19 protein-coding genes are annotated in these 19,376 nt (G+C 64.5%); 12 read left to right on the forward strand and 7 right to left on the reverse strand.

Features of this window, described 5'->3' with window-relative positions; genetic code table 11:
* Positions 1-125 precede the first annotated feature (125 nt).
* The gene (htpX, locus tag ABIB06_RS01815) at positions 126-1,058 is read left to right on the forward strand and encodes a zinc metalloprotease HtpX (RefSeq protein ID WP_247340440.1); all 933 of its coding nucleotides are present in this window, start codon (positions 126-128) and stop codon (positions 1,056-1,058) included.
* A gap of 134 nt (positions 1,059-1,192) precedes the next feature.
* Entirely contained in the window at positions 1,193-1,837 is a 645-nt protein-coding gene (locus tag ABIB06_RS01820; RefSeq protein WP_354045742.1) for a tetratricopeptide repeat protein, read from the forward strand.
* Between the two features lie 5 nt (positions 1,838-1,842).
* Here the strand turns inward: ABIB06_RS01820 and ABIB06_RS01825 are convergent, their stop codons facing one another.
* Both ABIB06_RS01825 and ABIB06_RS01830 read right to left on the reverse strand, forming a co-directional pair.
* Positions 1,843-2,190: a hypothetical protein gene (locus tag ABIB06_RS01825; RefSeq protein WP_354045744.1), complete on the reverse strand. Its 348-nt coding sequence runs from the start codon at positions 2,188-2,190 to the stop codon at positions 1,843-1,845.
* A gap of 164 nt (positions 2,191-2,354) precedes the next feature.
* Positions 2,355-3,161 carry a hypothetical protein gene (locus tag ABIB06_RS01830; protein WP_247340435.1) on the reverse strand — a complete coding sequence of 269 codons (807 nt, stop codon included), beginning with the start codon at positions 3,159-3,161 and terminating at the stop codon, positions 2,355-2,357.
* A gap of 229 nt (positions 3,162-3,390) precedes the next feature.
* On the opposite strand from ABIB06_RS01830, the gene ABIB06_RS01835 reads away from it, so the two are divergent.
* Positions 3,391-3,684: an antibiotic biosynthesis monooxygenase gene (locus ABIB06_RS01835; protein WP_027543691.1), complete on the forward strand. Its 294-nt coding sequence runs from the start codon at positions 3,391-3,393 to the stop codon at positions 3,682-3,684.
* A 112-nt stretch (positions 3,685-3,796) separates the two neighbouring features.
* On the opposite strand, the gene ABIB06_RS01840 is transcribed toward ABIB06_RS01835, so the two are convergent.
* On the reverse strand, positions 3,797-5,242 hold the full coding sequence (locus tag ABIB06_RS01840; RefSeq protein ID WP_354045748.1) for a helix-turn-helix domain-containing protein: 1,446 nt from the start codon (positions 5,240-5,242) through the stop codon (positions 3,797-3,799).
* 228 nt (positions 5,243-5,470) lie between these two features.
* Here ABIB06_RS01840 and ABIB06_RS01845 point away from each other — a divergent pair, with 228 nt between their 5' ends.
* The 3 genes from ABIB06_RS01845 (at position 5,471) to ABIB06_RS01855 (ending at position 8,079) form a co-directional block, all read left to right on the forward strand.
* Positions 5,471-7,102, forward strand: coding sequence for an isocitrate lyase (locus tag ABIB06_RS01845; RefSeq protein WP_354045750.1), 1,632 nt, complete (start codon positions 5,471-5,473; stop codon positions 7,100-7,102).
* Positions 7,103-7,132: 30 nt separating this feature from the next.
* Positions 7,133-7,339 carry a DUF4170 domain-containing protein gene (locus tag ABIB06_RS01850; RefSeq protein ID WP_007595122.1) on the forward strand — a complete coding sequence of 69 codons (207 nt, stop codon included), beginning with the start codon at positions 7,133-7,135 and terminating at the stop codon, positions 7,337-7,339.
* A gap of 185 nt (positions 7,340-7,524) precedes the next feature.
* Positions 7,525-8,079: a hypothetical protein gene (locus ABIB06_RS01855; protein WP_354045753.1), complete on the forward strand. Its 555-nt coding sequence runs from the start codon at positions 7,525-7,527 to the stop codon at positions 8,077-8,079.
* Between the two features lie 31 nt (positions 8,080-8,110).
* Here ABIB06_RS01855 and ABIB06_RS01860 read toward each other — a convergent pair whose 3' ends face one another.
* Positions 8,111-8,992 carry a metallophosphoesterase family protein gene (locus ABIB06_RS01860; protein ID WP_354045755.1) on the reverse strand — a complete coding sequence of 294 codons (882 nt, stop codon included), beginning with the start codon at positions 8,990-8,992 and terminating at the stop codon, positions 8,111-8,113.
* 91 nt (positions 8,993-9,083) lie between these two features.
* On the opposite strand from ABIB06_RS01860, the gene ABIB06_RS01865 reads away from it, so the two are divergent.
* The 6 genes from ABIB06_RS01865 (at position 9,084) to ABIB06_RS01890 (ending at position 14,148) form a co-directional block, all read left to right on the forward strand.
* A complete protein-coding gene (locus ABIB06_RS01865) occupies positions 9,084-9,575 on the forward strand; it encodes an NUDIX domain-containing protein (RefSeq protein ID WP_247440758.1) in 492 nt (163 codons plus the stop codon).
* A 59-nt stretch (positions 9,576-9,634) separates the two neighbouring features.
* Complete coding sequence (locus tag ABIB06_RS01870; protein WP_247340425.1) at positions 9,635-10,582, forward strand: glycosyltransferase family 2 protein; 948 nt, start codon at positions 9,635-9,637, stop codon at positions 10,580-10,582.
* 123 nt (positions 10,583-10,705) lie between these two features.
* The gene (locus ABIB06_RS01875) at positions 10,706-11,221 is read left to right on the forward strand and encodes a GNAT family N-acetyltransferase (protein WP_354045758.1); all 516 of its coding nucleotides are present in this window, start codon (positions 10,706-10,708) and stop codon (positions 11,219-11,221) included.
* Positions 11,222-11,258: 37 nt separating this feature from the next.
* Positions 11,259-11,960: a methyltransferase domain-containing protein gene (locus tag ABIB06_RS01880; protein WP_354045760.1), complete on the forward strand. Its 702-nt coding sequence runs from the start codon at positions 11,259-11,261 to the stop codon at positions 11,958-11,960.
* A 33-nt stretch (positions 11,961-11,993) separates the two neighbouring features.
* Positions 11,994-13,151: a hypothetical protein gene (locus ABIB06_RS01885; RefSeq protein WP_354045762.1), complete on the forward strand. Its 1,158-nt coding sequence runs from the start codon at positions 11,994-11,996 to the stop codon at positions 13,149-13,151.
* A 307-nt stretch (positions 13,152-13,458) separates the two neighbouring features.
* A complete protein-coding gene (locus tag ABIB06_RS01890) occupies positions 13,459-14,148 on the forward strand; it encodes an alpha/beta fold hydrolase (RefSeq protein WP_354045764.1) in 690 nt (229 codons plus the stop codon).
* A gap of 59 nt (positions 14,149-14,207) precedes the next feature.
* Here the strand turns inward: ABIB06_RS01890 and ABIB06_RS01895 are convergent, their stop codons facing one another.
* From ABIB06_RS01895 to ABIB06_RS01905, 3 genes are all read right to left on the reverse strand, one after another.
* Positions 14,208-16,574, reverse strand: a complete 2,367-nt coding sequence (locus ABIB06_RS01895) for a TonB-dependent receptor (RefSeq protein WP_354045766.1) — start codon at positions 16,572-16,574, stop codon at positions 14,208-14,210.
* A 148-nt stretch (positions 16,575-16,722) separates the two neighbouring features.
* Positions 16,723-17,127 carry a DUF2946 domain-containing protein gene (locus ABIB06_RS01900; protein ID WP_354045768.1) on the reverse strand — a complete coding sequence of 135 codons (405 nt, stop codon included), beginning with the start codon at positions 17,125-17,127 and terminating at the stop codon, positions 16,723-16,725.
* A 150-nt stretch (positions 17,128-17,277) separates the two neighbouring features.
* Positions 17,278-19,341 carry a hypothetical protein gene (locus tag ABIB06_RS01905; RefSeq protein WP_354045770.1) on the reverse strand — a complete coding sequence of 688 codons (2,064 nt, stop codon included), beginning with the start codon at positions 19,339-19,341 and terminating at the stop codon, positions 17,278-17,280.
* Positions 19,342-19,376 lie beyond the last annotated feature (35 nt).

Genomic DNA, 19,376 nt, shown 5'->3' on the forward strand with positions numbered 1-19,376 from the left:
TTCAAACCAGTGCCGCGGCTCCGCGACGCACCTGGAAACCTTGCGGGTGGGGCGGGGTCGTCCCTACCTCATGCTTGCCGGCCTGCAGCGCCTCCAGCGGCGGCGACCGGACCCGGGAGAGGGCCATGAACTATCTTCGTACCGCAATGCTGCTCGCAGGCCTCACCGCCCTGTTCATGGGCGTCGGCTATCTGATCGGCGGTGCTGGCGGCGCCATGATTGCGCTCGTCATTGCCGCGGCGACCAATCTCTTCACCTACTGGAACTCCGACCGCATGGTGCTGAGCATGTACGGGGCTCATGAGGTCGACCGCAGCAGCGCGCCGGAGCTGGTCGGGCTCGTCGCCGAGCTTGCGCGCCGCGCCGGCTTGCCGATGCCGCGCGTGTTCCTGATGGACGAGCCGCAGCCCAACGCGTTTGCCACCGGGCGCAATCCCGAGAATGCCGCGGTTGCGGTCACCACCGGGTTGATGCAGCAGCTCAGCCGCGAGGAGCTCGCCGGCGTGATCGCGCACGAGCTCGCCCATATCAAGCATCACGACACGCTGCTGATGACTGTTACCGCGACCATTGCCGGTGCGATCTCGATGCTGGCGCAGTTCGGCATGTTCTTCGGAGGCAACCGCGACAACAACGGCCCGGGCATCGTCGGCTCGATCCTGATGATGATCCTCGCTCCGATCGGGGCCATGCTGGTGCAGATGGCGATCAGTCGTACGCGCGAATACGCCGCGGACAATCTCGGCGCACGCATCGCCGGTCAGCCGATTTGGCTCGCATCGGCGCTGGTGAAGATCGAAGACGCTGCGCATCAGGTCCCGAACCTCGAGGCGGAGCGAAATCCCGCCACCGCGCATATGTTCATCATCAATCCGCTATCGGGCCACGGCGTGGACAATCTGTTCGCCACCCATCCGTCGACGCAGAATCGTATCGCGGCGCTTCAGCAACTCGCAGCCGAGCTTGGCGCTCAGGCGTCGCCGTCGATCGGCGCCAACGAGAACTATCCGCCGCGGGGTCCGTGGGGTCGCTCCTCTTCACGCGGCCCTTGGGGCTGATGCGGACGCGGCTGGAATTTGCATGCTTTGTGACCTGACGCACACAGGCTGGTCCCAGCCGGTGTTAACACCCTGGCGAAACTGTTCCTTCGAAAGGGGATGCGTGGCCGGCCCGCTGCCTGCCACGGTCGAAGATGACCAAAGCTGCAGTACCATTGCTGATCGTCCTGGGCGTGCTCATTGGCCTGTCCACGCACACGGTCGTCAATTGCGGGGACGAGGACGATCCCGACATCTGCTCGGCGGTGATCGGCTTCTCGCCGCTCCGTGGATCGCTGATCGCCTTTGCCTATGAGGGGCGCGGACGGATCGCGCTGCGCCATGGCGACTGGCGGCGGGCGATCGCGGATTTCGACGAGGCCATCCACCTCAATCCCAACCGCGCCTCGCTCTATCGCGACCGCGCTCTGGCGCGCCGGCAGAACGGCGATTTCGAACTTGCCATCGAGGATTACGACGAGGCGATCGCGCATGATCCGAGGCTCGCCGCGCCCTATCACCAGCGCGGTCTCGCGCTCGCCGCCACCGGCGATCTCGATCGCGCGATCCTGAGCTACAACACCGCGGTCCGCCTCGACCCCTCGGATGCGCAGGCCCGGCTCGCCCGCGGCCTCGCATTCCTCGCCCGCGGCCGGGCGGATGACGCACGCGCCGATTTCGAGGCCACGCTGGCGCTGCCCGCCGGCAAGGATGATGCCCACACTCGCGATGCGGCGCGCGCAAAACTCGCCGAACTCGCGAGCGCCGAGCCAACCGAAGTGGCCGCGCCAAGACGGTGAGTAGCTTACTTCGACTTCTTGGCTTTGGCCTTCTTCGCCTTCTTCACAGGCTTTTCCTTGGCGGCTTTCTTCTCCACCTTCGCCGCGGCCGGCGTGCTGGCGGCGATCCGCATCGACCGTGCGTAGCTGTCGGCGACATTGTCGGCGGACATCTGCAGGCGCTTGGCGGCGGCGGTAGCCTGCTCCATGGTAGCCTTGGCCATCATCTTGAAGCGATCGCCGGTCTCCTTGCCTTTGGCCTTGGCCGCAAGGCCGTTGAAGCGATCCCGCCGCTCCTTGGCGCGGGTCATCAGGCCCGTATGCAGCTGTCTGGCCAGTTGCCGGATCACGACATCCAGGTCGGCGTCCGCCATGTTGTTCTATCCTCTTCGAAAACAGTATCGATGCGGGCGGGACTATGCAGATCGGGCCCCGCCTTGGCAATTCCCCGCCGGGAGTCATCCGCAGCTTCCGGTTTACAAAACAAAAGAGCCGCGCATTTCGCGCGGCTCTTTTGTTTGGTTTGGCGCTTTCCGCCTCACTTCAGCGAGGCGACCGGGCCACTTGAAGCTGCCGGATCGGGGTCGAAGCCGAACACTCCGACCAGATATTTGTAATAGTCCGGCATCTTCTCCTTGAGCGTCTCGCGCGACTTCGGGTCGTGGAATTCGCTCTTTCCGGCCAGGAAGATGCTGGCGGTCACCGCAAAGAACTCCATGTGATTCTTCATCGCATAGGCTTCCTTGGGCAGGAGGTCCTTGGACTTGGCAAAGGCGTAATAGCCGATCACGCCCTTGTTGGCGTAGCCGTCCGGCAACAGCCGCGCGTGATAGGCGTGCAGGAGTTCGTGCAGCAGCACGGCCTCCTTCTCGTAACGCATCATGTCGGGCCGCAGCATGATTACGCCGAGGCCCGAATCGACCGCGAGGTCGACGGCATTGGGATTGGTCCAGCGCTGCGTGGCATGGTCCCAAACAGTGAGCGTTCGCGGCACGCGGCGCTCGACGTTCGGGGCGACCCGGCCGTAACAGGCAGTCGCGGCGCCGTCGTCGAGGCAGGCGAGCTCGCTCGCAATGATCGGGACGGTGCGGAAGAAGCGCAGGACGCGCGGCGAGAGGCCGGCACCCTCGACCACGTCGATCTGGCTCTTCAGATTCTCGGTGAGCTTGTCGACATCCTTGCGGTCGGAATTCTCCGAGATGTCGAACATGTAGCCGCGGTAGCTCTGGAAGCCCGGCGGCAGCGCTTGCGCCGCGCCGGCGGACGCATCGAGCGGTCCGGCATTGGATGGATTGGCCATGAGCGCGCCGACAATGGTCGCGGTCAGCAGCAGCGCAATGCGCATGATGAACCCCCTGATGTCACTTGACGCGGCAGACTAGGCCATCGTTCTTTGCGAAAAGTGAGTGGGGCGAGACTAAGGCACCGATGTTGAGGCGTGCTTAACCGTTGGTTGCAGATCGCGGAAGTGGATTAGTGCCGGGTTAACCAACCGTGGATCGCCCGCACGGTTCGGCGTAGCATGCGGTGCGGGCACCAGGTCCGTAGATCAAGACAGCCGGTAGGAGGATGCCATGTATGCCGCCATCCGTCAGGCCAAGGCGAAAAGCGGGAGCGCCGAAGAGCTGGCGCGCCGCATCAAGGACGGCGCCGTTCCGATCATCAGCGACGTCGACGGTTTCCGCGCGTATTACGTCGTCTATGCCGGCGACGACACCGTGACCGCGATCTCGATCTTCGACAAGTTCGAGCAGGCGGAGGAGGCGAACCGGCGCGCGATCGCCTGGATCGAGAAGGATCTGGGCCCGCTGCTTGCAGGCGACGCCCGCGCCGCCGCGGGGCCGGTGATCGTGCATACGCTGGCGTGAGTCTTTCGTCATTGCGAGAAGCGAAGCGACGAAGCAGTCCAGGCTGTCACTGCGGAGACCGTCTGGATTTCTTCGCTTCGCTCGCAATGACGAGAAGGCTACTGCGCGCCCCTCACAGCTCCCTCGCATTCGAGAACGCGAAACTCGACACCCGCCGCGTCGTCTCGTCCAGGATCAGCGTGCGCGTGATCGGTGGCTCCGCGCGCTGAGCGCAGTTTTCGCGCTCGCAGAGGCGGCAGTTGACGCCGATCGGCGTGCCCTCTGTTTTCTCCAGATCGATGCCGGCGGCGTAGACGAGGCGCGCGGCGTGACGGATCTCGCAGCCGAGGCCGATGGCGAAGCGCGGCTGCGGCAACGGGTGCGGCGCGACGGGACGGCGCACCATCTGCGCGATCGAGAAATAACGCGTACCGTCGGACAGCTCGATCACCTGCTTGAGCAGGCGATCCGGGGTGTCGAAGGTCGAGTGCACGTTCCACAGCGGACAGGTGCCGCCGAATTTCGAGAACGGGAATGTGCCGGAGGAGAAGCGCTTCGAGACGTTACCGGCATTGTCGACACGCAGCAGGAAGAAGGGAATGCCGCGGGCGTTCGGCCGCTGCAGGGTGGTGAGCCGGTGGCAGACCTGCTCGAAGCCGGAATTGAAGCGCTGCGCCAGCAAATGGATGTCGTAGCTGAGCGCTTCCGCAGCGGCGAGGAACGCCGGGTACGGCATCATCACGGCGGCCGCAAAATAATTGCCGAGCGTGATGCGGAATAGGCGCCGCGGTGTGTCGTCGAGCGGGCCGGCGCGGCCGATGATGGTCTCCAGTTGCTGCGCGCATTCGCCCAAGCCGAGCTGGAAGGCGAGCTGGAACGCGCGGCCGGGCGCGTCGACCAGCTCGGAGATCAGGAGCTGGCGGCGGTGGCGGTCGAAGCGCCGCAGCGTCTCGCGCATCACGTCCACCGGCATGATGCGGGTCTGGATCGAATGCTTTTCGCGCAGTCGTGCCGCGAGCGCCGCATAAAGCTCTTCGGCCGGCACGTTCAGTTCGTCGCGCAGAGTTTCCGCGGCTTGCTCGAGTTCCGGAAAATAGTTGCGGTTGGCCTCGATAAGCTCGCGGACGCGTTCGACCGGATTGGCCTCATAGCGCGTGCCGACGTCACGGTCGGCCATTTGCGCTGCCGCCAGGGTCTCGCCCTGGCGCGCCTCGGTATAGGCGGCGTAGAGCCGCTGCAGCGCATGGGTGACGCCGGGGCAGAGTTCGGCGAGATCGCGCAGTTCCTGCTTGGGAACGTCGATCTGGCGGAACAGCGGGTCGGAGAAGATCTCGTTGAGCTCGGCGAAAAAGCGATCCTCGTCGGCGGTGGCGAGGTCGCGCAGGTCGAGGTCATAGGTTTCGGCCAGCCGCAGCAGAATCTGCGCGGTCACTGGACGCTGGTTGCGCTCGATCAGGTTGACATAGCTCGGCGAGATCCCGAGCCCCTCGGCCATCTGGGTCTGCGACAGCCCCAATTGCTGCCGGATCCGCCGAAAGCGCGGGCCGACGAAGAGCTTCTTGCTGGAACCGGCGGGCATTTTCAGGTCTCCCGAGGCATCAAGGACAGTTTGATTGACCTGCGTCATTACAAAATTTACAAAATAACATCCATTACACGTTCCGATGTTACACGACATCATCATTCAAATACAAGGCCTCTATACGACCTGAGCTTTCTCGCGTTTAGCTCCTGACACGCATCTCGCAATGCATTGTCAAGAATGTCGATGGCAGACATCGCCGTTGTCAGCGAAAGGATCAGGCACATGAACTACCAGCCCCGCGGCATCAGCACTCTCCAGGGCCCGGCCTCGTATCAGAGCGAGATCGAGGCGGCCCAGTCGCTCCTTGAGACCCAGCCGACCTGGAACGGTGTGTCGGCCGAGGCCGTCGCCCGCATGCGCCTGCAGAATCGCTTCAAGACCGGTCTCGACGTTGCCCGTTACACCGCGGCGCTGATGCGAGCCGACATGGCCGCCTATGACAGCGACCCGACCAAGTACACCCAGTCGCTGGGCTGCTGGCACGGCTTCATCGCCCAGCAGAAGCTGATCTCGGTCAAGAAGCACTTTGGCAGGACCGATCGCACCTATTTGTACCTGTCCGGCTGGATGATCGCGGCGCTGCGCTCCGAGTTCGGTCCGCTGCCCGACCAGTCGATGCACGAGAAGACCTCGGTGCCGGCGCTGATCGAAGAGCTCTACACCTTCCTGCGTCAGGCCGATTCGCGCGAACTGAACGACATCTTCCGCAGCCTGGATGCCGCCCGCAAGGAAGGCGACAAGGCGAAGGAAAAGGCGCTGATCGAGAAGATCGACAACTTCAAGACCCATGTCGTGCCCGTCATCGCCGACATCGACGCCGGCTTCGGCAATGCGGAGGCGACCTATCTGCTCGCCAAGAAGATGATCGAGGCGGGTGCCTGCGCGCTCCAGATCGAGAACCAGGTCTCGGACGAGAAGCAGTGCGGCCATCAGGACGGCAAGGTCACCGTGCCGCACGAGGTGTTCCTGGCGAAGATCCGCGCCTGCCGCCACGCCTTCCTCGAGCTCGGGGTCGAAGACGGTGTCGTCGTGACCCGCACCGACTCGCTCGGTGCCGGCCTGACGCAGCAGATCGCCGTCAGCCACAAGCCCGGCGACCTCGGCGACCAGTACAACAGCTTCCTGGATTGCGAGGAAGTGACGGCGGAGAACGCCCGCAACGGCGACGTCATCATCAACCGCAACGGCAAGATGATGCGTCCGAAGCGGCTGCCCTCCAATCTCTATCAGTTCCGCCCGGGCACCGGCGAAGACCGCTGCGTGCTCGACAGCATCACCTCGCTGCAGAATGGTGCGGACCTGCTGTGGATCGAGACCGAGAAGCCGCATATCGAGCAGATCGCCAAGATGGTCGATCGGATCCGCAAGGTCGTTCCAAACGCCAAGCTGGCCTACAACAACTCGCCGTCGTTCAACTGGACGCTCAACTTCCGTTGGCAGGTCTACGACGCGATGAAGGAGGCCGGCAAGGACGTCAGCAAGTACAATCGTGCCGAGCTGATGAAGCAGGAATACGACGATACGCCGCTGGCGAAGGAAGCCGACGAGCGCATCCGCACCTTCCAGGCGGATTCGGCCAAGCGCGCCGGCATCTTCCACCATCTGATCACGTTGCCGACCTACCATACGGCGGCGCTCTCGACCGACAATCTGGCGAAGGAGTATTTCGGCGACCAGGGCATGCTCGGCTATGTCAAGAACGTCCAGCGCGCCGAGATCCGTCAGGGTATCGCCTGCGCCAAGCATCAGAACATGGCCGGCTCCGACATCGGCGACGACCACAAGGAATACTTCGCCGGCGAAGCTGCCCTGAAGGCGGGCGGTGCCCACAACACGATGAACCAGTTCGGCTAACGCATCACGCTATTCGACAGGAGACTGACAATGACCAACAGCAATTTCTGGGTGATCGGCGGCGAGTTCGGTTCGATGAACTTCCACAAGCTGGTGGAAGGTTCGGCCCAGGTGCAGGGTCCGTTCAAGACCCGCAAGGAGGCCGAGGACGCCTGGCGCTCGGTCTCGGAAGAGAACCGCCACAAGGCCGGAGTTCGCTTCTCGATCGTGGAAGAGCCGTCGCGGGTCTCGGCCTGACAATCTGAACTGATAAGAAGACGTCCAAGGACGGATGGTCCCATCCGGCGCAAGCCGGGTGGGATCGTCTGTTTTTGGCACAGGTGAACGGCCTGTGGGCGCCGTAAGTAACTGGAATTGTGGGGCCTTTGCGGACACATTGGTTGCTGATAGGTTAATGGAAGGAAGTCAGGACGAGGCCGACAATGTCAGAGCCCGAAACCAGCGGGATCCACCCCGGCCAGCCACGCCCGGTGCGGCTGCGCGATGCGCTGTTGCGGGCGCGGATCGAGGCCGCCGACCGGACCGGCGTCGTCGTCGATTTGCGCGATGCCGAAGTGGCAAGGCTCGAGATCCTCAACGATTCGCTCGATCCCCTGTTCGCGCAGGTGCCCGAGCGGATCGACCTGTTCGACCGCGGCATCAGCCAGGGCGATACGCCGAGACTCTGGATCGACGTCGTCGCGCACATCGTGATGGGCCGCGACAAGCGGATGTACCGCTTCGTGCAGGACACCCGCTTCGGCCGCATCGTGCTCGCCGAATCCCACGACACCGCTGTCATCGTCGAGGCCGTGACTGATTACGTCGCCCGCCGCATGATCGAGCGCGAGCATGCGATGGTGGTCCCGCCTGAGCCGAAGCCCGAGGTCGCGCCGCCGTCGCGCCGGTCGCGCGTCTGGCCGTTCGTGTTCGGATTTGTGCTCGGCGCCGCCGCGCTGTTCGGGGTTGCCGTGCTGGCGGCCCTGCGAAACTTGTGAATTTCTCCTCCGTCGCAATGACGGCGTGGCCTCAAATCAACCTGACATGCTTCATCTGTACGATCTGAAGCCCAGCCCCCAGGCTCCGCACCGCCTGCTCGCAACGCCAGCCGGCATTGTCCTTCTCGATCGTGAACAGATTATAGGCCGCGGCCGGGGTGTGCCCGTGCGCGAGCGCGGAGGCCGACGGCGCGCCGATCGCGGGAATGTTGCCGTTGGGGCCCTCGAACCACATCGTCGAATGAACGTGGTCGTGTCCGTGCAAGATCAGCTCGACGCCGTGGCGTTTCAAAAGCGTCAGCAGCCCGGCGGAGTCAGTCATCCGCTTGTGGTACGCGCCGGACTTCAACGGATGATGCACCAGCAGCACGCGAAAGACGTCCTCGGCTGCAAGTCGTTCGAGCACCTCTTCGAGGGCCGCGAGCTGATCGCGTCCGAGCGTGCCCGTCGCCATCAGCGGCAAGGTGGGCACCGCCGTGGACAGGCTGATCAGCGCGAGCGGCCCGCGCCGGCGCACGGAAGGAAAGCCGATACGGCCGTCGTCGCCCGCAAGATAGGGCGCGAAGGTCTCGCCGAAACGATGCGAGGTGGCGCGGACATAGGCGTCGTGATTGCCGGGAATCGTGGTGACGCGGTCGGGCGGGCCGACGCCGTCGAGCCAGGCCCGCGCCGGCGCGAATTCGGCTTCCAGCGCGAGATTGACGAGATCGCCTGTGACCGCGATGTGGTCGGGACCTTGCGCCTTCACGTCGGCGACGAGTGCGTCGAGCACCTCGCGGCGCTGGTATTTGTGACGGTTGCGCGTCCAGTTGATATAGCCGAGCGCGCGCTTGCCGGCGAGCTCGATCAACCGCGGCTTCGGCAACTGCGGCAGATGCGGGTCGGACAGATGGGCGAGCGTGAAGGGGGCCATGGAGCGCGATTGCCTCGCTATTCGTCCGCTGTAATGGCAAGGTCGCAGGCAACGCGCAAGCGAAGCCTGAACGGGGCGCCACGGGAGCCTGATGGGAGATCGTCTCAATAGCGTCCGACGGATATTCGAGCCGCTGCTGCGGCGAATCTTCCACGCCTATTTCCTGCTCGTCCGCGGCATGACGCTCGGCGTTCGCGCCGTGGTGCTGGATGCCGAGAGCAGGGTGTTCCTGGTCAGGCACAGCTACGTCACGGGCTGGTATCTGCCCGGCGGCGGCGTCGATCTCGGCGAGACCATGGAGCAGGCGATGCGGCGCGAGCTCAAGGAAGAGGGGGATATCGATCTCACCGGCGCCGCCGTGCTGCACGGCATCTTCCTCAACAGCCACGTCTCCCGCCGCGATCATGTCGCGGTCTACGTTGTCAGGCAGTTCAAGCAGGATCGCCTGCCGCAGCCCAACCGCGAGATCGCCGAATGCGGGTTCTTCGCCGTCACGGCGCTGCCCGAGGGGACCACGCCCGGCACGCGGTTGCGGATCGCGGAAGTCCTTCACGACAGGCCGCAGATTGCGACGTGGCGATGATGGCTGCCTGTGCTAGTAAACCGCGCCTGCGGTCTCGGCGCATGGACGAGGGATGAAGATTGTCTGAATCGACGAGGTCATGGCCATTCCGGGTCGCCGTGCTGGTTCCCTGCTACAATGAGGAAGCCGCCGTTGCGACGGTCGTCGCCGATTTCCGCAAGGCACTGCCTGCGGCCGAGGTCTACGTGTACGACAACAACTCGACCGACCGCACCGCGGCGATCGCGCGCGAGGCCGGAGCAATCGTGCGCAGCGAACGGCGCCAGGGCAAAGGCCATGTCGTGCGCCGCATGTTCGCGGACATTGAGGCCGACATCTACGTGCTCGTCGATGGCGATGCGACCTACGACGCGCCGAGCGCGTCGCGCATGATCGACCAGCTCCTCGATGATCATCTGGATATGGTTGTGGGTCTGCGTGTCGATCAATCGCAGGCGGCCTACCGGCGCGGTCATCGCATCGGCAACCGGCTGTTCACCGGTTTCCTGGCTTCGACCTTCGGCCACGCCTTCACGGACATCCTGTCCGGATACCGCGTGTTCTCGCGCCGCTTCGTCAAATCCTTTCCCGTCCTGTCCGGCGGTTTCGAGATCGAGACCGAGTTTGCGGTCTATGCGCTGGAATTGTCGCTGCCGGTTGCCGAGGTCGAGACGCCCTATTATGCGCGCCCGGAAGGCTCCTTCTCCAAGCTCAATACCTGGCAGGATGGGTTGCGCATCTTCAACACAATGCTGAAGCTCAACCGGTCGGAGCGGCCGCTGCGCTTCTTTTCGGCGATCGGCATCGTCCTCGCGCTGCTGTCGATCGCTTTCGGAGTGCCCGTCGTGATCACCTTTCTCGAGACCGGTCTCGTACCGCGCCTGCCGACCGCCGTGCTCTCCATGGGCCTGATGATCATGGCGCTGCTTTCGGCTTCGTCGGGGCTCGTGCTCGACACCGTGACGCGCGGCCGGCGGGAAATGAAGATGCTCGCCTACCTGTCCCAACCACCGCTCGGGAGGAACTGAAAACCTCCGGGGGCGGGCGCAATCCCATGGACCGTTGCCCTCCAAGGTGATATCCCGCCGACGCCGCCTGACGCGTTTTTCCGACGCGAACCGATGACTCCCGCCTGAAGATGCCGTGACGCGATGAACGATCTCTCCCTCACCATCCGGTCGGAAGCCGCCGGCGATGCTCAGGCGATCGAGCGGCTGCACGAACGCACCTTCGGACCCGGCCGCTTTGTGCTCAGCGCGTACCGCATTCGCGAGCATGTGGATCACGTGCTCGATCTATCCTTCACCGCGCGCGTCGGTACGTTGCTGGTCGGATCCGTACGGCAATTGCCGGTTTGCGTCGGCGACACGCCTGCACTGCTGCTCGGGCCCCTGACGGTCGAGCCTCCGTTCCGCGGCCGCGGCGTTGGCCGGCTGCTGCTCGAGCGCGCGCTGAAGGACGCCAAGGCGCAGGGGCATCGCCTGGTGCTGCTGGTCGGCGACGAGCCCTATTACAGCCGCGTCGGCTTCAAGCCGGTGCCGAAGGGGCGCGTCACCATGCCGGGTCCGGTCGATTACAGCCGGCTCCTCGTCGTCGAGCTCGTCGAGGGCGCGTTCGAAGGCGTGTCGGGGCCGGTCGGTCCCGACTGGAGCAAGACGCAAACCTGACGCGCCATCGCTTCGAAGCTCACATGAAGGTAGGGCAGTGCCGGTCGATCAACAATATTACCGGGAGGTGGCGTCCGGGAGCACGGCGGAAAAGCTGCTGATCGCGGCGCGCGACCGCATCTTCCAGGATTTCATCGCCCAGATGCAGCCGTCTGCCTCGGACGAGATCCTGGACGTCGGTGTTTCCGACGTGATCAACGACGGCGCAAACGTGCTGGAAAGAAGCTACCCGCATCAGCACAGGATCACGGCTTGCGGGCTTGGCGAAGGAATAGGGTTCAAGGCGGCTTTTCCGCTTTGCCGTTACGTGCAGATCGAACCGAATACGCGGCTGCCGTTTGACGACAATGCGTTCGATGTCGCGACGTCCAATGCTGTGCTCGAGCATGCCGGCAGCCACGGAAAACAGGTGCTCCTGGTCAAGGAGCTTTGCCGCGTTGCGAGGCGGGTGTTCATCACGGTGCCCAACAGGTTCTTTCCGGTCGAGCACCACACGGCCATCCCGCTGGCGCACTATCTGGACGGCACCTTCAGGATCGCCTGCAGGATCGCCGGCAAGTCGGAATGGACCGACGAGCAGAACCTGATCCTGATGACGCGAAAACGGCTGCTGGGGCTCGCTGCGCTGGTCGCCAGGTCCGAGATCGTCAAGTCTGCGGGTGCCAAGTCCGCAGCAGTGGGCTACACCGGTTTGTCGCTCGGCCCGCTATCGTCCAATCTCTATCTCGCATTCCGCTAAAGCAGCGCCGCCTCCCGCCGCATCATGATCCCGATGAAGAAAATCCATACCAGCAAAGCCGTCTTCGCCGTGTTGTTTCTCGCGGTGCTGGTCGGCCATTTATGGACAATGCTGCGATGGAATGAGGCGCGCGGCGTCTATGACGACATCTGCTACCTGCGGCAGGCACATCTTTTCCAGAGGTTCGGTCTCGCGGAGGGCTTCGACACCAGCCTCACCCGCGACGATGATGGCTATCTGAAAGCAAAACTGAGGGAGATCGGCTACCCCAACTGGGACGATACGACCGCTGCGCCCTGTCACAATTTGATGCCGGCAACGGGGAAGGTCGTCATTCAATACCCGCCGGGTGTCGGCCTCGTGTTGGCGTTGTTTCCCCCAGGGCACCAGGTCGTGCCCATGTACATGCTGGCGACCATCGTCGTCCTCGGTTTTGCGCTATTTGCTCTTTCGCTCGCGCGCAGCACGAGATCGGTCCTGATGGCCGGGACGTTCGGCTGTCTTGCGATCTACCTGATGGTCAATCCGGTCAAGGCGAGCTATTCGATGGCCCCGACGGTCGTCGTGTGCGCGCTCGCAGGATGTCTCACGGCGCGATGGCTGGCGAGCCCGCGATCCCAACCGAGGATCTGGCTGCTGGCGCCAATCGGTTTCCTGCTCGGATTGACCGTCGATTTCCGATTGGCCAACCTCTTCCTGGCGTCCGGCTATGGCCTGTTTCTCCTCGTCATGTTCCTTGCGGAACGGACGATGTCCCGGTTTTTGCAGGGGGCGGTGTTCGGCGTCGCGTTGCTGGCCGGCGTGATACCGACCATCCTCTCTTACGCCGTCAACGCCGGCAATCCGTTCGCGTCGACCTACGGCAACAACCCCGATGTCAGGCCGCTGGATTTTTCGTTCGCAGTGGTCCGGGACTATCTCGCCGACCCGCTCCAGACCTTGCTGATCGTCTTCGGAATTGCAGGCTCGATCTGGCTGCTGCGGCAGGCGAATGGCACTCGCCGTGTCGCGCAGCTCACGATGGCCAATCTGGCGCTCAATCTCGCCTTCTTCTTCACCTATCCGATCGCGACGCCATACTATACGATCCCCATTTCCCTCCTGACAGTGTGGAGCCTGCTGTTTGCCGTCCTGTTTCAGGAAGCGGCAGAGGATGCCCCTGGAGCGGCCGCTTTAGCCAAAGCGCGATGAATTCAGGTTAGCTGTCGCGCTTTCGGCGTCGCAGATGCTTCGTCCTGTCGTGCACTTCCGCTCCATCCGAGCTACGCCGCGGCCTTTCGTTTTCCCGTTCCTTTTGTCCATTCGCACGGAAAAGCTCAGCGGCTGTGCTTGAACAGCTTCACCAACGAAGCTCAAACGATATTGTCTCACGGGCAACGGATGTTGCTTCACTGACAGGATGACGACGGCGCGACAACACCTGGTGATGTGTGCGGCCGTGTGCCTCCTGAAGGACGCGAATCCGGCTCATCCAAATCGAAGGAAAAGGAGACGTATCATGGCAATCGGAACCGTCGTGCTCGTGCACGGAGCTTTCGCGGATGGCTCTTGCTGGGCCAAGGTCATTCCTCTTCTCACCAAGCGCGGGCTGAAGGCTCTCGCCGTGCAGAACCCGCTGAGCTCGCTTGCCGATGACGTCGTCGCCACTCACCGGGTCGTGGACATGCAGAAGGGTCCGGTGCTCATGGTCGGACACTCCTGGGGGGGAGCCGTCATCACCGAGGCCGGCAATCATCCCAAGGTCAAAGGTCTCGTCTATGTCGCCGCGGGCGCGCCGGACAGCGGCCAGTCGTTCGACGCGTGGTGGAAGCCCTACAAGCCGGCCCCCGGAGCGGCCGAGATCAGGCCTTACGGCGAGGGCTATGTGGCCTTGACGCAGGAGGGCGTCCGCAAGCACTTCGTCCAGGATATTCCGACAGACGAAGCCGACATCGTCTACGCAACGCAAGGCCCGCTTGCGGTCAAATGCTTTGGCGACACGATCTCGACGGCGGCGTGGCGCTCGAAGCCGTCATGGTACATCGTTGCGGCAAACGACGAGACCATTCCGCCGGACGTGGAGCGCGACTCGGCAAGCCGCATGGATGCGAAGACGCTCGTGCTTCAGAGTTCGCACGTGCCGATGCTGTCCCAGCCCGAGGCCGTGGCGGAGTTCATCGCAAGCGCTGCCGCAACTCTCGAAGCATAGCGACAGCGCCGCAGTTGGCGATGTCAGTCGGGGCCGTTTAGGCCCCGACTGACGCAATGCTAGAACTTGAAGTTGGCGAACGCCCTGACGCCGATGCCGGGCATCAAGACCTCGTCCTTGGTGTAGGACACCGAGTTGCGGATGTTCTCGTTCAATAGATTGTTGCCGACGAGGCCGACCAGCATCTCGCGCGCGCCGAATGCATTCGGGTTGAGCCTGGTCTTGTAGCTGACCTCGGCCTTCAGCAAATTGTAGCCCGGTGTCGGCGTCTCCGCGATCACAGCGACGTTGTTCTGAGCGAAGGCGTGCAACAGATTGACGCGCATCAGCCAGTTGTCGTCGCGCCAGAACACGCCGCCGCCCAGTCTCAGCGGCGGAATCCGCGGCACGTTGGTGCCGTCGGTGAAGGTGGCACGCACGACGTCGAACTGGTTCTCGATGCCCCAGATGCCGCCCTGGAATGCACCGACATCGAACTGCGACTGGAATTCGCCGCCGCGGAAGTTGGCATTCCGCTGCGAATAGACCGCCAGGTTCAGCTCGGCACCGGGCGTGCCGCAGGAGGCAAAGTCGCCGTCGCACATCACGCCGGTGAGGCGGCGATAGATGAAATTGTCGAAATGCGTGTAAAAGGCGGTCGCCTCGAACCGGAACGGTCCGGTCGCCTTGCGCAAGCCGATTTCGACGGACTTCGCGGTCTCGATCGTCAGGTTTGGATTGCCGATGTCGAAGGTCGCGGTCGCATCATGGCCACCGCGCGAGAACAGTTCGGCCGGCTTCGGCGCGCGCTCGACATATTGTGCGGTGATGCTGCCGACCATGCCGCCCGGCAGGTCCTGCAACAGGCCGATGCTGCCGCTCTTCGGCGTGAACGACGGATTGTGGACGATGCTTGTTTGCGGTGCCCCGTCGGGCAGGAAGTCTGCGGGGAAATCGGGCGTGGACCCGTGCAGTTCGACATGTTCGATCCGGCCCGCGATTTGCGCCCTGGTCTGTTCGCTGAACTTGAACTCGTTGAAGACGTAACCCGCGACGCGGTAGTTTCGGTTCGGGTCCCACAACCCGTTGAACAGCGCGCCCGGATCGTCCGGACTTGGCGCCGTCAGCTCCTGGTGGCCCGCCTGGAAGCCGAACGCGGTCGTCACCTCGGCAAAACGGGCGTTGAACGGCATCAGCTGCACCTCGGTGCGGATCTCCTGCTCCTTGTTGGTGAAGGTCTGCCGCACACCGTCGGTGTTGGGGTCGGCGGGATCGGCAAGCCCGATCTCGTTGTGCCGGTAGTCGGTCGCGCCGGCCCAGAAGCGAACGATTTCGATCGCCGCAGCGTCGGGATGGTACTCGCCCTTGACGTTGATCTTGGTCTGGTGAGCGTCGATCCGGGTGTTGTGGTCGGCGCCGTCGATGCCGGGGATGTGGTAGAGCGCGTCGTTCTGCGTGATCGCCGCACCGATATAGCCGCCCTGGAAGAAGTAGGAGCCGCCGATCGAGCCGCCGTCCGAGCGCGTCGCCGAATTGGGCTGGCGCCCGTTGGCGATGGAGCGCGTCTGGTCGGCGAGGTACGGGTAGCTCGGGATGCTGTAATCGGTGGTGTTGCGGCCGTAGACGTCAGCATGGAAGGCGTAATTGCCGCCCCCGGTGTCGAGCAGCACGCCGCTCTCGACGCCGCGATCGACCGAGCTGAACGCGCTGCGCGTTTCGGCGGTGACGCAAGGCGACGTCGCGGCGCCGGCGAGCGGCGCCTTGACCGGCAGGCCGAAACTCTGGAACGGCTGGGCACCGCAGTTCGGCAGCGCATCCGGAATCCGGTTGTTGGTGGCGCTGACGACGCCACCGATCGAGGTCGAGCCATAGCGCAGCGCAGCCGGCCCGCGCACCACCTCGACCTGGTTGGTCGCCAGCGGATCAATCGGGACGAAGTGATCCTCGCCGAGGTCGGAGGCGCCGCCGGCATTGGTGCCGTTCTCGACGATGCCGACGCGGTTGACGTCGAGACCCCGGATGATCGGCCGGCTGGAGGCGCCGGGCGCGAAGCTCGAGCCGGTGATGCCCGGCTTGGAGAACAGGAGATCGCCGAGCTGACCGCCGCCCTCGCGGCGGATCTCCTCGTTCGGCACGACCGTGACGGTGGCGAACTGGTTGGTCACGATCGGCAGCACGCCCTGCTGAGGTGCGGCGGGCGTGGAGGCTGCCGGCGTGGCGTCCGCCGCGCGTTCGTGGCTGCGTGCCCGCGCGGTTCGCGTGGCGCGGCCCGGGCTGCGGGTCGGCACCACCGCCCTGCGCACGATGGGGCTCGGAGCCGTCACGGTGACGGCGGGGATTTCGGTAGATGCCGGCTTGTCCTGAGCCAGCGCCGGGGTGGCGGCGGCGCCGAGCAGGAGCAGGCTTGCTCCGCCAAGGCGCTGCGCGCGCCGCAATTCAAATGACATGGTCCTGATTCCAGTCAGGCGCCGTCCGCATGATTGTGTGTTGATCGGAGGCGGCCTGCCGTCGCTGCGCGACGGAATTCGACTTCAACGTCTCCCGGTCATGCGCCGACATGCGGCGAGCCCGGGCGTGATCAAGTGATGTCTGGAGTCAGGACGCGGGAGGGGCGCGAGGCTGGAACGCCGTGGCGGCCGATTTCAGGTGGACGAATTCGGCATCGGTGGTGCGGTAGAGCAGCTCGATCGCCTGCGGTAGCAGCAGCACAGGCGGCGCCGCAAACATGACGGTGCCCGCCATCGCGACCAATGCGCAGATCGCGCAATTGTCCTCGCCCGGCAGCTCCCGGTCGGGACCTGCCGGCGATTGCCTCTCGACCGCGGCACGGTGGATCGAAGCGACACCGTTGGTGCTGTCGATCTGCTGGAGCGAGGCCTGGGCGAGGGGAGCGGCCTGGGCGAACCAATGGCTGTGGCCGAACGTCAGCGCGAACTGCACCAGCATCGCGAAGATCGCGAGCCGGGCGCCGTGCCTGATATTCGACCGGAACCACTTCATCTGAAAACGCCACCCCACATCGCGGGGGCATCATCCCCTGATCCCGCGACGTTATAATGTAACATCGCCAGATCGGTCAGCGGATGTCAACCGCAGTCGCACCGATCCGCTCGGGCGGATTGCTGATGTGTCGTTCGCGCAACGGGACGTTCAGCGCCCTTCGCGGACCCAGGTCGCGGCAAAGGCGCCGAGCAGCAGCAACAGCCCGATCAGGCCGGCGAAGATCGGCAGCACGCCGACGCCCTTCACGACGCTGGCGTCGCGCATCCGCACGCCCATCCAGCCGTCGCCATGGAAGACGCTCGCCGAGCGGACCGGCAGGATGCGCGGCAGCTCGACGCTGGCGCCGTCGACCACCCGCACGGCATTGCCGCCGGTCGCCTGGGTCAGGGGCTTCAACGTCTCGGTGGTCGAGGTGACTTCCGAAAACTCCTTCGGATTGGTCGGGCCGACATTGATCAGCGCCTTCAGCGTGCCGTCGGTCGCCTGCCACAGGCCGAGCTCGCTCGCCGGCAGGCTGGCGCGCCATTCGCCGGGATCGCCGGGCGCAAGCGTCAGATCGCGCGCCACGCCCGACGGCGAGGTCACGCTGACCGGCTGGACGCTGTCCGCCATGGTCTGGCGCACCACCACGAGATTCTTGCCCTGCACCTGCAGACGCAGCGCTTCCTCGTCCAGATCGGGCTGCTTCATCAGCCAGTGCGACATGCGCCGCAACAGATCGAGATGCGGGCCGCCGCCTTCATAGCCGCGCGCCCACAGCCAGATGTGGTCGGAGAGCAGCAGCGCGACGCGGCCCTCGCCAAAACGCGACAGGAACAGCAGCGGCTTGCCGTCGGCGCCGGTCATCACCGGCGGGTTGACGGAATTGCGGGTGTCGACGGTGCGGAAGAAGCGGCTCCAGTGCGGCGGCTCGCTGGCGGAGCCTTCGAGGCCGCGCGTGACGGGATGGCGTTTGCCGACATCGGACAGATGCGCGTAAAACGGCTGTTCCGTCACGCCGACCGGCTCTGCCGGCAGCACCGAATCCAGCGGCGTGCGCCAGATGCTGGTGTTGGAGGCGTAGTCGGGGCCGGCCGAGACCAGCACCGCGCCGCCGCCGCGAACGTAGCGTGCGATGTTGTCGAAATAGGCGATCGGCAGCACGCCCTGGCGGGCATAGCGGTCGAAGATGATCAATTGGAATTCGTTGATCTTCTGCTGGAACAGCTCGCGGGTCGGAAACGCGATCAGCGACAATTCGTTGATCGGCGTGCCGTCCTGCTTCTCCGGCGGACGCAGAATGGTGAAGTGGACGAGATCGACGCTGGCGTCGGACTTGAGCAAATTGCGCCAGGTGCGCTCGCCGGAATGCGGCTCGCCCGAGACCAGCAGCACGCGCAGCTTGTCGCGCACACCGTCGATGGCGACGACGGCGCGGTTGTTCACCGGCGTCAATTCCCGTTCGAGCGGCGAGGCCTCGATCTCGACGATGTTCGGCCCGGCATGCTTGATGTCGACGTCCACGCTTGCCGCCTGGCCGCTTCCCAGCGTGCGCTCGTTGATGACCTCACCGTCCCTGCGGACCGTGACCTTGGCGCGCTCGCCGCTGACGCCCTGGTCGTCGAGGCGGTAGGTGATGGTCTGGGGCTGCCCGACGATGCCGAAGCGCGGCGCCGCCAGGATCGCGATGCGGCGGTCGCGCTCGTCTTTCTGTCCGGTGATCAGCGCGTGAACCGGCGCCTGGAAGCCGAGCCCGGCGGCATTGGCCGGAATGTCGTGGACGCGGCCGTCGGTGATCAGGAAGGCGCCGGCGACGCGGTCGACCGGCACGTCCGCAAGTGCCGAGGCCAGCGCGCCGAATAATTTGGTACCGTCGGTCTCGCCGTCGGCCTGTCCGGCGTCGACGACGCGGACCTCGAGCCCCTTGATCTTCTTCAGGCTGTCGACCAGCGCCTCCTGCGCCTGCGCAGCCTCGCGATTGCGGTTGCCGAAGTTCTGGCTCGGGCTTTTGTCGACGACGACTGCTGCGACCGAGGTGAGGGGATCGCGGTCCTCGTGGGTGAAGGAGGGATTGGCGAGCGCCAGCAGGAACAGCACCAGCGCGGCGACGCGCACGGCAGCGCCGCGCGCACGCGCCAGCAGCAGCACCAGCGCGGTGACGACGATCGCGGTCAGCGCGAGCCACAGGACGATCGCGGGAACAAGCGGTGTGAACGCGATGCCGTAATTCATATCGCACTTCTATTCATTGTGAGCATGACCTCTTC

Source organism: Bradyrhizobium sp. LB8.2, assembly GCF_040548035.1.
GTDB lineage: Bacteria > Pseudomonadota > Alphaproteobacteria > Rhizobiales > Xanthobacteraceae > Bradyrhizobium.

Bases quoted from the DNA above. Each gene is read 5' to 3' on its own strand.
- htpX (WP_247340440.1), top strand. From the start codon at position 126: ATGAACTATCTTCGTACCGCAATGCTGCTCGCAGGCCTCACCGCCCTG.
- ABIB06_RS01820 (WP_354045742.1), top strand. From the start codon at position 1,193: ATGACCAAAGCTGCAGTACCATTGCTGATCGTCCTGGGCGTGCTCATT.
- ABIB06_RS01825 (WP_354045744.1), bottom strand. From the start codon at position 2,190: ATGGCGGACGCCGACCTGGATGTCGTGATCCGGCAACTGGCCAGACAG.
- ABIB06_RS01830 (WP_247340435.1), bottom strand. From the start codon at position 3,161: ATGCGCATTGCGCTGCTGCTGACCGCGACCATTGTCGGCGCGCTCATG.
- ABIB06_RS01835 (WP_027543691.1), top strand. From the start codon at position 3,391: ATGTATGCCGCCATCCGTCAGGCCAAGGCGAAAAGCGGGAGCGCCGAA.
- ABIB06_RS01840 (WP_354045748.1), bottom strand. From the start codon at position 5,242: ATGCCCGCCGGTTCCAGCAAGAAGCTCTTCGTCGGCCCGCGCTTTCGG.
- ABIB06_RS01845 (WP_354045750.1), top strand. From the start codon at position 5,471: ATGAACTACCAGCCCCGCGGCATCAGCACTCTCCAGGGCCCGGCCTCG.
- ABIB06_RS01850 (WP_007595122.1), top strand. From the start codon at position 7,133: ATGACCAACAGCAATTTCTGGGTGATCGGCGGCGAGTTCGGTTCGATG.
- ABIB06_RS01855 (WP_354045753.1), top strand. From the start codon at position 7,525: ATGTCAGAGCCCGAAACCAGCGGGATCCACCCCGGCCAGCCACGCCCG.
- ABIB06_RS01860 (WP_354045755.1), bottom strand. From the start codon at position 8,992: ATGGCCCCCTTCACGCTCGCCCATCTGTCCGACCCGCATCTGCCGCAG.
- ABIB06_RS01865 (WP_247440758.1), top strand. From the start codon at position 9,084: ATGGGAGATCGTCTCAATAGCGTCCGACGGATATTCGAGCCGCTGCTG.
- ABIB06_RS01875 (WP_354045758.1), top strand. From the start codon at position 10,706: ATGAACGATCTCTCCCTCACCATCCGGTCGGAAGCCGCCGGCGATGCT.
- ABIB06_RS01885 (WP_354045762.1), top strand. From the start codon at position 11,994: ATGAAGAAAATCCATACCAGCAAAGCCGTCTTCGCCGTGTTGTTTCTC.
- ABIB06_RS01890 (WP_354045764.1), top strand. From the start codon at position 13,459: ATGGCAATCGGAACCGTCGTGCTCGTGCACGGAGCTTTCGCGGATGGC.
- ABIB06_RS01895 (WP_354045766.1), bottom strand. From the start codon at position 16,574: ATGTCATTTGAATTGCGGCGCGCGCAGCGCCTTGGCGGAGCAAGCCTG.
- ABIB06_RS01900 (WP_354045768.1), bottom strand. From the start codon at position 17,127: ATGAAGTGGTTCCGGTCGAATATCAGGCACGGCGCCCGGCTCGCGATC.
- ABIB06_RS01905 (WP_354045770.1), bottom strand. From the start codon at position 19,341: ATGAATTACGGCATCGCGTTCACACCGCTTGTTCCCGCGATCGTCCTG.